This window comes from Chitinophaga caseinilytica (assembly GCF_038396765.1).
Taxonomy (GTDB): domain Bacteria; phylum Bacteroidota; class Bacteroidia; order Chitinophagales; family Chitinophagaceae; genus Chitinophaga; species Chitinophaga caseinilytica.
In genome coordinates this window covers 5,324,108-5,336,706 of record NZ_CP150096.1, presented here as the reverse complement: position 1 = coordinate 5,336,706, position 12,599 = coordinate 5,324,108, and the positions used below count along the sequence as shown (strand labels likewise).

The 12,599-nt window shown below is 58.4% G+C and carries 11 protein-coding genes; 4 read left to right on the top strand and 7 right to left on the bottom strand.

All coding sequences use genetic code 11. The annotated features are described in order from the left end of the window. Positions 1–311: 311 nt before the first annotated feature. The 7 genes from WJU22_RS21910 to WJU22_RS21880 form a co-directional block, all read right to left on the bottom strand. Complete coding sequence (locus WJU22_RS21910; protein ID WP_341840311.1) at positions 312–4,046, bottom strand: glycosyltransferase family 2 protein; 3,735 nt, start codon at positions 4,044–4,046, stop codon at positions 312–314. After that, positions 4,043–5,377 (bottom strand): glycoside hydrolase family 2 TIM barrel-domain containing protein, encoded by a 1,335-nt coding sequence (locus WJU22_RS21905; protein ID WP_341840310.1) that lies wholly within the window; start codon positions 5,375–5,377, stop codon positions 4,043–4,045. Before WJU22_RS21905 ends, WJU22_RS21910 begins: the two co-directional genes overlap by 4 nt. Positions 5,378–5,539: 162 nt before the next feature. Next, a complete protein-coding gene (locus tag WJU22_RS21900; protein ID WP_341840309.1) occupies positions 5,540–6,013 on the bottom strand; it encodes a hypothetical protein in 474 nt (157 codons plus the stop codon). Further along, positions 6,010–6,834: a hypothetical protein gene (locus WJU22_RS21895; protein WP_341840308.1), complete on the bottom strand. Its 825-nt coding sequence runs from the start codon at positions 6,832–6,834 to the stop codon at positions 6,010–6,012. Before WJU22_RS21895 ends, WJU22_RS21900 begins: the two co-directional genes overlap by 4 nt. Positions 6,835–6,852: 18 nt before the next feature. After that, entirely contained in the window at positions 6,853–8,139 is a 1,287-nt protein-coding gene (locus WJU22_RS21890; RefSeq protein WP_341840307.1) for a hypothetical protein, read from the bottom strand. Positions 8,140–8,158: 19 nt separating this feature from the next. Further along, positions 8,159–8,782 (bottom strand): hypothetical protein, encoded by a 624-nt coding sequence (locus tag WJU22_RS21885; RefSeq protein WP_341840306.1) that lies wholly within the window; start codon positions 8,780–8,782, stop codon positions 8,159–8,161. Between the two features lie 37 nt (positions 8,783–8,819). Next, entirely contained in the window at positions 8,820–9,542 is a 723-nt protein-coding gene (locus WJU22_RS21880; protein ID WP_341840305.1) for a hypothetical protein, read from the bottom strand. A 280-nt stretch (positions 9,543–9,822) separates the two neighbouring features. Between WJU22_RS21880 and WJU22_RS21875 the strand changes: the two genes are divergently transcribed. The 4 genes from WJU22_RS21875 to WJU22_RS21860 are packed head-to-tail and all read left to right on the top strand — an operon-like array spanning position 9,823 to position 12,598. Further along, entirely contained in the window at positions 9,823–10,506 is a 684-nt protein-coding gene (locus WJU22_RS21875; protein WP_341840304.1) for a hypothetical protein, read from the top strand. 12 nt (positions 10,507–10,518) lie between these two features. After that, on the top strand, positions 10,519–11,178 hold the full coding sequence (locus WJU22_RS21870) for a hypothetical protein (RefSeq protein ID WP_341840303.1): 660 nt from the start codon (positions 10,519–10,521) through the stop codon (positions 11,176–11,178). Further along, a complete protein-coding gene (locus tag WJU22_RS21865) occupies positions 11,160–11,954 on the top strand; it encodes a sensor histidine kinase (RefSeq protein ID WP_341840302.1) in 795 nt (264 codons plus the stop codon). The genes WJU22_RS21870 and WJU22_RS21865 overlap by 19 nt, the downstream gene beginning before the upstream one ends. Further along, positions 11,951–12,598 carry a response regulator transcription factor gene (locus WJU22_RS21860; RefSeq protein ID WP_341840301.1) on the top strand — a complete coding sequence of 216 codons (648 nt, stop codon included), beginning with the start codon at positions 11,951–11,953 and terminating at the stop codon, positions 12,596–12,598. The genes WJU22_RS21865 and WJU22_RS21860 overlap by 4 nt, the downstream gene beginning before the upstream one ends. Position 12,599 lies beyond the last annotated feature (1 nt).

The following is a 12,599-nucleotide window of genomic DNA, read 5'->3' as shown; positions in this document are numbered from 1 at the left end:
AATGGTAGTATGTAGGAAAGGCAGCGTATTCAACCGAAAAAGGACGCCACCTTTGGAGAAACGTACGGCATCAGCGAATGGGTATAAGCGGAAAAGTTGTCCCAATTCCCCCATGCCACGTTCGCATTGCCCGGTGCGCCTAAAACACCTAACCGGTCTAAACCGGCAAAATGAGCCCGGTCCCTGATGCGGGGCGCAGCAATAGTTGTGGCGCTGGAATAACCTTTTTCATCATGCAATTATTTAGACTGGTAGAAAAACCTCCGGGTTTCCGAAAAGTTCAAAAAGTAATCTGTATCACGTAACGCCCGTTATCGCGGGTGCATATTTTGCAGGAAAAGCGGGGTATGCAGCGGACTGTAATCCGTTGTCACACTGCCGTTCCGCGTAGCTACCAGGTAAAGCCGGTACTGCATGGGCTCACTGGGGATCGTAAGCTTGAGGAACGGGCCTTCTCCGACGCGTTGCAGTTGGAACGGATAGCCGTAATGGTCTGTTTGCACGAGGTACCACTCGTACCGCAACTTGTCTTTTCCGGGTTCGGGCAGCCGCCAGCCGGCGCCGGCGCTTAACAGCACGTTGTAAGTGAGCTGGGTGCCGGGCAATACGGTACGCGAAGGCCGGAGTATTTTTACGCCCGGCAATGGTGGTGGAGCGGGGGCCTGTTTCCAAAGCTTTGCCACCAGGTGCCAGTCGGGTTTTTTGCGTCCGTTATGATCGGTGAGGCCGTCGAAAGATACGAAGTCGCGCGTTTCCTGGTCTTGCAGCGTAGTGAGGAACGCCGGTGCCGGCGGGAGCTTGGCGTAGGCGGCAACTGGGATTTTGCTGATGAAGCAGGGAACGTTTCCGGCCAACTGGGCGCTGAGGCCCATGGTGTCGCCGGTGGCTTCCAGGCCAAACGCATCTATGGCGGGTAGCTGCTGCCGGAGCCAGGCCAGTTCGGGCGCAGTGCCCGGGTTAAAAAGTACGTCTGTCGTAACCGGCCGCGACGGATCGGCAGCTTTGATGGCCGCGGCCAGTTGCTCCATCCAGCGGAGGTACCGTTGCTGCTGGTAGAGCAATGCCGGTTTGTAATGCTGCGTGGCCAGGCGCTGCCAGGCGTTGTTGCCCAGGTGCCATGCGGTGATGGCAGTATCGTTGCGGCGGCGGACGATCGCTTTAAGGATGCTTTCCCTCATCCGCGCGAGCGCCGCGCTATCCTTGTCCATATCGTTGACGTTGGGCAGCCAGAACCCGTAATGGATGCGGATGCCATGGCTGGCGGCTTCCGCGAGCACATTCCTGTCGTACACGCCCGGTCCGTACCGGCGGATGGTATTTACACCCAGTTGCTGCATCTGCTGCATATCCCGCGCGGCTTCGCGGCGCGTGAGGGCGTACCGGTTCCTGAACCAACTGTCTCCTTTCTGGTAAATAAGCCCCCGGATATCTTCCGGCAATTTGTAGCGTGCCGGAAGATCGGCCTCCGATGCGGGCGTAACGATCGGCGGGATCTGCGCCAGGGGCGCCGACAGCCGGGGCGATCCATGCAGCGCCGCCATCAGCTGGCCGGGCTGGCGGATGGTCCAGTCCAGGAACTTCGCCGTATCGCCATGGGGCACATTCGTGTCGTGGGCCGTATTGAAAAACACCTGTGCGTGGATGTTGGGGAAACGCGTACTGATGGCCTGGAACGCATCGCGGAACCAGCCTTCCTGGTTGCCGGCGTCGGGTATGGAGCCCATTTCAGCGATCATCACGGGCAGGCCGGAACGGAAAAGCGGCAGGCTGTCGAACGGCTGGTACAACGATTCGAAAGTATTCCATCCCTTTCCGCCATGCTCCGGCCCATAATTCAGCACGGTAACGCCTAACCAGTCTACATAGGCCCTTCCCGGGAAATAAGAGGCCGCATGGGCCGCTTTCCAGGGGTTCCACACCCAAATGGCGTTCACCGCCCCGCGGCGCAGGAACAGGGTATGTACATAGCGCCATGCCGTACGGAATTCTTCCGGCGTATTGCCGCCCGAGGGCGACCATGGATAGTCGGGATTGTCTGGCTCATGCGCAAACCGGAGGAACAGCGGGCGGTCCAGCGCTTTTACCTGGTCGGCGAACCGTTCCAGGTAACTGTCGAAAATACCGGTGGGGATGAGGGACATGATTTTCTGTTCGTCCTTCAAGCCATCGATGCTCAACCCGAACTTCGACCGCCAGGGCTCCCAGGTGATCATGGGTATGGAGCCGCCATTGTAAACGGCCGCCAGTGAATCGGGCAGGAGATGTTCCGGCCCGTTGCCCCACGCAATGTAAAGCGATGTAATCTGCATGCGCGGCATGCCCTGGCCCGCTGGATTGTACACGCCGGTATAAAAAACATCGTGCCGGGGAAGGAGGCGCACTTCCGGCGCATGCCTATATCCGGACGTAAAATACCAGCTCAGGCCGATCGCGGCCAGCAATAACGGCAACCCGAGCTTGCGGATGCCGGAATACAGGTGCAGGTGCCGGAATACCCAGAATTGCCTTTTCAGCAGCAGCGGCACGATCAGCATCGTTTTTACCCAGCCGTACTTTGCGGGGATTTTCCGCAGGGGGAGGCTGGCGATGATGTTGAATATCATGATCAGGCAATTGACGCCTGCAATGCCCGCCATAAACAGGGAATAGGGGTTCCAGTCATAATTCAGCCCGTAAACGATGGCCGCGAGCGATATGACGAGGATGGCGATATTGGGGATGTTCAGCCGCCAGTCGTCTGGCCCGGAATCGTCTTTCGGGGTGGGAAGGTAAGGCACTTTTTTCCGCGCGATGGTATAGACGAGCCCCAGCAGATAGATCCACCAGGTGCCGATAAAGAGCAATCCGCCCACGATATGGAATCCCCGTTCCTTCTCTTCCATCACCCATCGCTGCACGTAATGGCGGATGAGGAGGATGGAAGCGATCGCCGGGAAAGCGAACAACGAAAACTCCACCAGGTCTGCCCGGAAAGGGATATGCCCCGTCACCAGCGCAATTACCGGCACGAGGAAATTAATGAGAAATACGACCCCGGCCAGGTAATGCAGCGGAATGGTGCCGTAATGGATTCTTTGCAGCCAGGTGAACTGCCGGAACAGTTTCGGGTAGGAGGTGACCAGCAGTTCGAAGGTGCCCCGCGCCCACTTCAGCTGTTGCGAATAGTAGGCAGACAAGGTATTGGGAACGAGCCCGCGTGTCAGCACGATGGGCACATAAACGGATTTCCAGCCTTTGGCGTGCAGGTGCATGGCGGTATGCATATCTTCCGCCAGCCCCGCGGCATGCCCGCCGATGGAATCCAGCGCGGCCCTGCGGAAGGTGCAGTTGGCGCCGATGGCCAGCACGGTGCCGTAACTGTTCATGGTAGACATGATGGGGCCGTAGAACTGGAACGTTTGCTGGGCGGCGCCTTTGGCGATGATACTATCGCCCAGGTTACTGTACGCCTGAACGATCTGCACGAACCCGATCGCGGGATCGTTGAAATGATGCACCACGGCGTCCAGGAAATCGGGAGACGGCACATGGTCGGGGTCGAGCACCACGCAAAGCTCTCCCGTGGCGTATTGCAGGGCGTTGTTGATATTCCCGGCCTTGGCGTCTTTGCGGACGGTGCGCGTCACATGCCGCACGCCCAGGCGGTCGCAGACTTCACGGAGATAGGGATCATTGGCTTCGTCGCACAACCAGGCGGTATGCGGGTACGTCATGGCCCTGATGGCGGTGAGGGTTTCCACGATCATTTCATACGGTTCGCCGGGGAAGTAGGTGGTGAGCACATCTACCGTGAAGGGATGTTTCGGTTCGGGGACCGCCGGCACGCGGATAGCGGCATAATGGTACCATTCATGGAGAACGGCGAGGCAATTGAAAGTGATACCGGCCATCAACACCCAATAAAGCGGGGCATAACCGATCTGCGTACGCCGGAACAGTACGATCAGCAGCACGCCAATGCTGGCGGTGCCGAGCAGTAACATGAGCCTTAGCGTAAACATTTCCCGCTTCGATGGCGGGGTTACCGGTTCCAGTTTTCCCTTCATGGCGCTATAACATAAAATGGTGTATTGGCGGATGCGCAATTGCCGTACGCGTCGTGTACGGTAACGAATATACGGTATGGCCCTTCCGTCAACGGTGCGCGGAAGGTAGCCTTCATGCCTTCGCGGGCAATCAGTAGGCTGTCCAGCGACGGCGGTTTGCGGGGATTTACGTCGCCGCGGAAACGGATGAACCAGTCTTCCGGCAGCACTTCCCACGTTAGCCGGAGCGAATCGTGGCCGGGGCTTTCCAGGGTCAATGTGGCGGAATGGGCCGTGCCTGGCCCCACCAGGATATTATCTCTCGCCCCTTTATCGTCTACCAGCATAAACCGCAGGTTGGGCGCCTTGTGCGGAGGTTCGTGCCCCGTCCAGATATATTGCATGATCTGTGCGGTGGCGGAAGTTTCGCCGTTCCGGGAGAAGAGGCTGAACCAGGTATGCGTCACTTCCTGTTTCTGCCCCCAGAAGAACACGCAGGCGCCGAGGAAGCGGGGATCGTTCACGGGCATGTGCTCGGTGTACCGCTGATAATACTGTTCCGCTTTTTTGTTGGAAGTGTTTTCGATGGGGGCGCCCCAGGCGGTGGTTTCGGATTCCCAGGGCCCGTTGATGCCCCATTCGGTGATGAGGAATGGCCCGTCCCAGAACCAGGCGAATTGCTGCAGATCGTTCCGCAGTTGGGGCAGTTCGCCGAATATGTTCAGGGAGATGAGGTCGAGCTGGGGCACTTTCCAGCGGAGGTTATAAATATTGCGCCGGTCGAAATTGATGAGCGCGGTGGTGACGGGGTGATCGGGGTCCCGCTCATGGATCATGCCGAGCAACCGGTTATAGGCTTTGTAAAACGGGCGGAAGCGGGGCCTGTAGGGGAAATCGACTTCATTGCCGAGGCACCACATCAGCAGGGCCGGATGGTTTTTATAGCGTTCCACGACCCGTTCATAAGCCTGGTAAAGAGCGGATACGGCGGCGGTATCCCGGTAAAATCCAAAAGTGCTGCTGACGGGGATCGACAGGCCGGCGATGACGGCGATGCCGTTGGCTTCGGCTTCATCGAGCAGGACGCCGAGGTGCAGGGTATCCCAGGTACGGATGGTGTTGCCACCCGCGCCCCGGAGCGCGGCAAGCTGCCCTGTCCCGGCCGCGCCCTTTACGGTAAAAGGTTGGCCGTTCCTGAAAATAGTGTACCGGCCGCCGGATTGCGCAATATAGACCTTGCGGGAGGCGGGACCGGGGGAACGCCGGCAGGCGCTCATGGCGCAGCAAAGCAGGGCCATGGCGATGACGGCCAGGTATTCAGGTGTGCGGCGTGTAAGTAGGTGTATTATCATGCGGGGCGCCTCAAACAACATAAATATAGGGGAAAGTTTTATTATGGAGATGGGAGGGGGCGGAAGGATAGGAGCAGCCAAACATCACGCGAGTATCCTCATCGGTCATCCCCCGAAAAAACAATACCCGGATCCAAGACCCGGGTATCACTTAAAAAACGCTTACCGCGCCGGTTGGATATCATATGCGATATACCGCCAGTTCGGGTCGAGCTTCGGGTCTGCGCTACCCGGTGGACTACTAAACAGGAACTTGTTCGTGGCGCTGCCCAGGAAGTACCGGCTATACCAATCGCTCACGATGCTCGCCTGCTGCTCGATGCCGTATTCGGAAAACGGCTTCTGTGGCGGGATTTCGTATCGGTAGGCATCATTGCCGCCGCCGGAACAAATGGTTTCCGTCAGTGCGGCAGCCACGAAGGCGCTGTCGCGGGAGGAATGATGTATCTGCCAGGCGTGCACCAGCTCATGGATGAACACTTCCCCGTATTTCTTTCTCAACCCGATGGTGTTCGGTTTGCCGACGTTATACGTGCGGGGATCGTTCATCGCGTCAGGCCCCATATTGATGGTAATGCTGCCATCCGGCTCCGGCCACACGAAGGCGCGGCCGTTTTCGCCGACGGTATCCGTCAACCAGATGTTGCCGATGGGGGAAGGGAGCCGTCGAACACCACGGTATTGGCCCAGTCGTATTCCTCCTGGTGCAGCCGGCGGCGCTCGGAGCCGATGCGGGCGATGCCCATCGCGAGCAATGCGAAATAAGTCCCGAAAGGCCCCTTCATCCACAAAACCCCGGCCACCAGCCGCGCGCCGGCATCCACGGTGCCCGTGGCGATCAGGGAAATGGCGCCCGCTCCCAGGAATACGACGAGCCCTACCGTGGCGCTGGGGATCAGCGCCAACCCTATCACCCAGTTGCCGATGAAGGCAAGACAGTCTTCCACCGTTGCCGTGATCGCATCAGAATATTCTGTGCTGGTTTCCAGCCAGCTGTTGATGAACTCTTCGAAGAACGCCGCCACGATGGGACTGTGCATCGCTTCATGGTAATTATCGGTGTGGCGGGTATCGATTTCCCCCGCCTTTTTCATGAAGAGCACTTTCCCGGAAGCCGTGGTGATCAGCATTTTGATGTTGTAGTTGTACGACGTGATGTAGCTGCTGTTGGTGGTACGGCAATTCAGCCGCACGGTGCCGCTGCGGTGCAGGAACACTTCCACGGTGGCGCCAAAGGAATGTAAGCCGGCGGAGTAGATCATTTTTGTCAGTTTGACCGTATCCCGGTCCGGCATTTCCCAGCCGCCGGCGCCGCGGTACATCGTGTCCAGCAACCCGTGCAGGCAATGCCTCCCCGGCTGGAAACGCTGGTTCAGCGCATGCAGGGAAAAGGGCGGGAGGATAACGTCGCCCGCGAGTCTTTGCCGTCTTAATACGGCTTGTTTAACCGTCAACATGATGTGAGCGTTTAGGGGTTAGCGTAAAGACACCAGTACCGGTATCAGTCCCTGGCCGTTTCCCAGCCCCTGCAACGCCTTGCCGATCACGGCACCGAACGCACGCATCGGGTCTGCGGCTTTCATGGCGTGGCCGGGCGTGTCGGAAGTGGTGAGCAGGTCGCCTTTGGTGATGGGGCCATAACGTGCGTCGGCTTTACAGTATACTTTGCCGACCAGCGCAACGGGTTTGCGGGATTGATCGGAAGACTGTTTGTCGAGGATGATGCCGGGCCGGTAATTCCCCGCGCCGGAAATCACGCCGGCCACGCGGGTATCGTAGGCAGCGTGGCTGGTTTCGAGGTGATCGCCTTCGCCGAGGACCATGACGGTGCCGGGCTCTGCCTGGGCGGGGTCGGCGATGTTGAAGTCTTCCGCGAAATCGGCGCCCATGCAGCAGATGTCGCGGTCGGCGGTGATGTTGCCGCGCACATGCACATCGCCGGTAACGAACACGCCGCCTTCGAAGAAGCCTGCTACGCCCATGTTACCGGCTTTTTTAGCGTAGATGGCGGCGCCGGTGCCGAAGGGGTTATCGTTGTAAGCTGTGATGGCGGCCGTTCTCAGGGAGTTGGTCACGGCGTGCATGCCTTCGAAGCTGTCGCTGCTGCCGTACACGCCGATGCCGGATTTGCTGTTGCCTTCCACGGCGGTGTTGCTGTCGCTCTGGCCGAGCACGCCGCGGCCGGTACCGCTTTTGCCGACTACGCCGATCCCGATGCCGCGTTTGCGTTTGGGTGGATGCAGGGTCATTTCCTGTTGCGGTGTGGGGTGGGAAGGAAGGGGGAACAGCCGGTAAGCCGCAGTGGTGTTGGGATCGAATGCTTCCGCGCCGGTGGCGGCCACGTCTTCCAGCAGATGGCCGACGCGGTGAAGTTCCTTGTCCAGCTCGGCGAAAGGTTTCCAGAACTCGATGGGCTCTTCGTCTTTCGATTCGCCGTACACGCCAAACCATGCCCGGCTGACGCCCACCACGCCCGAGTTTTTGGTGGATTCCCCGTGAAGGCCGAAGCCTTCGTAACTGCGGGCGTAAGCGCCGGTAGATTTTACCGATTCCGCGAACACGCCGCAGCCTTCCCGGCTTTTGCCCATTACGCCGTTAGCCATATCGGATTCTCCGTAAACGCCCGGTCCTGCCGGGTTTACGCCGGCCGTTCCCGGCTGTCCGGGCGCTTCTGCGATGCCTTTGACGCCGGCAGATTTTGCACTTTTGCCCAGCACGCCCGCGGTATCGGGGGCGTTGGTGGTGCCGATTACATTTGCCATGATGTGATGTTTTTGAGGTTTACAATCTGGAAAGGCCGGCGTCCATGATCTGGTTGCCCGCGGCCTGGAGGGCTTCCTGTAAAGCTGGTACGGCGATGCTTTCGGCGGCCTGCGTGAAGGAAATCCCCACTGCCAGCATCTCCAGCGCGCTCCAGCCAGCTTCCACATCGGGCGGAACGGGGAATGGGCGTTTTCTGCGGATGACGATTTTCGTGGGAACGGGGCAATAATCATTCGTGAAATCCCTGACCAGCCCCACGGCGATGGCATCGGCATGCCCGGGCGCGTTCGGCTGAAGGGCGCCCGCCATATCGCGGAGGAGCAGCGCCCGGTCGATCACTTCCTGCGCCAGCGCGAAAGAAAACGCGATGTCGCCGGGAGGAAGGGGCTGCGGGTTCAGTGCCACGGGGCCGAGCGGGTTGCCCCAAAGGTCCCAGACCTGCGGATGGCGCTGCGCAATGGCACGCAACACCGCGCCGTTGGCGGAATGGAACACGGATTGCTTCCATGCGCTGCGGATGAGGGAGGCCCAGGGGCCGATGGGTGGCTCGGGATCGTCGGGGTTGGGCCGGAAAGCCGCCTGTAGCGCCTGGGAAACGAGCTTCAGGGCCTGCTCGCGGGCAGGCAGGGTTTGATCTTTCATGATCGGTATTTTTTAAAGGGTTACAAATCGGGGTGGCTCAGTCGCAGTCGTATTGGAACGATCTGGCTTCGGATTGTCCGCCGGTGGTGAGGGTAGCGGTCGTAATCCGTCCGGCTGCGTCAAACTCGTATGTGAACTGGATGACGGAGGCGCCGGACTTCATCGATTTTGCCAGGTTTTTATTGAATACGTTCACAAATCCATGCAACAGCAACTGGTTGATGCGGAAGATATCCGCCTGTTGAACGGGCTTGTCTGCATAATATTCCATCGTCTGGCTTTGGGCGTTGTTGGAGATAACGGTGCAGTTGCCGTTCACCCAAACCGTTGAGGTGGTTTCGGCAGGCAGCCCTTTTTTCTGCGACACCTGCTGCACCAGTTCTCCCCTGGAATTGTACGTGCATGTAATCGCTTCCGGATCGAACGTGCCGTCTGCCGCGTAATGCTTGACGGCGGCCGATGCGGGGCGCTGCTGCGCATCAATTTTTACGGTGGTTTGTTTGTACATTTTTCCGGAGGAAGAAAAGGTAGCGACATAACCGTCTGCACCGTAATCAAACGTGATCACGTTGTTGTCATTGACGACGCGGCCCATCTTTCCATCGCTGTTATAACTAAAGCTGTAAACGGATGTTGCGGCAGCGGTGTTGACGATCATGGTAGCGGTGCGGCATTCGGCGGCCGGAGGCGCATCATCGTTTTTCCGGCAGGCTGTAAACGCAAGCAGGAATAACAAGAGGAGCGGGGCGAACTTTTTCATGGTTTGGTGTTTTCTGCAAAGCTAGATGGGATGCGAAGCCCCGTCAATGTGCGATGCACTGGAATTGTCCGCCCGAAAGGCGGATGGGCGATACCGTTAAAAGACGGAAAGAGGATGTGCCCTTAGCGGAATTAGCCCGCCCGGCGGATCGCATCCGCCGGATTTTCAATCCATTGCGATATCCCTGGCTGTTTGGGCCGGGCCTGCGCGGTGATCTGCGCGTTGAATTTCGGTAACTTCAGCTACGGAAATTCTTTCTTCACCCGAAAACCCCCAAACGATGAAAACGACATCCATTATCCTCAATTTCGTGTTACTGGCGGCCGTGTTGTACCTGGGCTTCTTCCACCGCTCCGCCGCACAGGATGCCCGCCCCGTCCGCAATTGCAACACCATTTGCGCGGATTACTCGCTCGACGGCAACTTCCGCGGCATCGACGCCCGCCTGGCCAAGATGCTGGCCGATAATTACGCGAAAGACGACGGCAAGAAATTCATCGGCAACGGCCGCTCCGTCACCAATGTGGAAGACGCCCGCAACGCCTGGTTCCCGCTCGAAACATTGAAGAAGTTCATCTGGCAGATCGAGAACGCGGCCTGCAAAAAGAATTGCACCGGCCATATGCGGCTGGGTATCCGCATCTACTACGCCAAATATCCCGATCTGGCCACCATGCAGCAAACCAGCGGCCTCACCGATGTAAGGCCCGAATACGCACAGCACCATACCGTGTTCCTGGTGCCTACCTACGCCACCGGCGGCAAGAACCTGGATTTCGATCCATTCCATTGGAGCGGCAATAGCTGCACTCCCAAATCCCTTACCGAACAGCTGGCTACCGACTGGAAATTCCAGGCGCCGGTTTCCTACATTCTGCTGGCTGCTTCCACCCGCGCCGGCGATGCGCAGAACCATGGCGATATGTCGCCCCCGCCTTCCGGTGGTGGAACTTTCGGTAAATAGCAACCTTGCAAGATGGACCATACTGTATATATCAGATGGGCGCACAACGCCTTCGAGTTGATGGCCTGCGTTACCGGTTTCGTGTACTGGCGGAAACTCCGTGGTACCTACTGGCAATGGTTTCCCGTGTACCTCGCGCTCATCCTTGCCATGGAGCTGGGCGGCAAATATCTCCGCGACGTGCTGGGCCATGTGGATTGGAACTTCATCCTTTTCCGGTACGTGTGCATACCGTTGCAATTCCTTTTTTACTGCTGGCTCTTCAGGCAGTATTTTAAAGGAACGCCGGTGCGGGGCCTGCCACTGCTGGCGGCGGCGGTGTATGTCCTCAGTTTCGGGGCAGACGTGGCGCTCGTGCAGCCCGGCAGGTTCTGGTTCTTTTCTTTTTCCTATACCGTGGGCAACCTGGTGCTGCTGGTACTCATCTTCACCTACTTCATCCGGCTGGTGCGCGACGAAGAGGCGCTGCAATTCAAGACCAGCCTTATGTTCTGGGTTTGCTTCGGCCTGTTGCTGTTCTACCTCGGCACCATGCCGTTCTACGGGCTGCACAACACGCTGCGCATGAAATATCCGGCGATTTTCATGGTTTATTGGTATATTCAGATCACGCTGAGCGCCCTGATGTACTCATCCTTCACACTTGGTTTCATATGGAGCAGGCAGAAATGACCATATTCATTATTCTCGCCAACCTGGTGGTCCTCATTTTCGTGGCGGGCACCATCGTATTCATCTACCAGTTCCGGCAGAAAAGAATGAAACACGAGATGGAAAAAACAGGTCTCCGCGAGCGGCACCTCCTCGAACTGGTCAACACGCAACTGGCCGTGCAGCACGATACGATGCAGCACATCGGCAGCGAGATACACGACAGCGTAGGCCAGAAGCTCACGCTCGCGGTACTGTACGCCCGTCAGCTCGTGCAGGGCCGCCAGTTTCCGGAGCTCGAGGAAAAGGTGGAAAGGATCGGCAATATCGTGAACGAATCCCTGGAAGAACTGCGCCAGCTTTCCCGCACGCTCAACAACCCGGCACTATCGCAAAACGACCTCCTGGCGCTGTTGCAGCACGAATGCAGGCAGGTGAACGCCGCCGGCATCTGCCAGGCTTCGCTGGAAGTGAGCGCGCCTTCCATCCCCATGGCCGCGTCGGTCAAGCATATCGTTTTCCGCATCGTGCAGGAATTCATGCAGAACAGCCTCAAGCATGCCCAATGCCAGCGCCTCCACATCCAGGTGCAACAGGAAAACGGCCTGCGCATCGAAGCGGCAGACGACGGCGTCGGTTTCGACACCAGCCAGCCGCCCCGCGGCATCGGCCTCGGCAATATGAAACGCAGGGCCCTGCAAATCGGCGCCACGCTGGAGCTGCACAGCAGCCCGGGCGCCGGCACGCGCCTCACCCTGCAATTACCCGCCACTAAAATGGAACCCGGCCTGAAATGACTTACAGCATCGTTATCGTAGATGACCACCTCCTGATCGCAAAAGCGGTCGCTGCCATCGTGGAGGGTTTCCGGGACTTCGAAGTATTGTACGAAGCCGAAAACGGCCAGGTGCTCACCGAACGCTTCAAGCAACCGCGCCATGTGCCCGACATCGTGCTGCTCGACATTACCATGCCGGTCATGGATGGCTTCGAAACGGCCGCCTGGCTGAAGGAACATCATCCCGGCGTGCTCGTCATGGCACTTTCCGTGCAGGACGATGAAGACGCCCTCATCCGCATGATCAAACACGGCGCAAGGGGCTACCTCCATAAAAACGTACATCCCACGGAACTGGAGAAAGCCTTGTACACCCTCGTCAATAAAGGCATGTATTTCCCTGAATGGGCCACCAGTAAAGTGTTTCGAACCCTGGCCGAAGAGCGGGCAGAAGCACCCGCCACGCCGAGGCTCAGCGATCGCGAGATCGAATTCCTGCAGTTCGCCGCCACGGAGCTTACGTACCGGGAAATCGGGGAGAAAATGTTTTGCAGTCCGCGTACGGTGGAAAGCTACCGCGACAGCCTCTTCGAGAAGCTCGGGCTGAAAACGAGGGTTGGCCTCGTGATGTACGCGGTAAAAAGCGGGCTGGTAAAATTGTAGG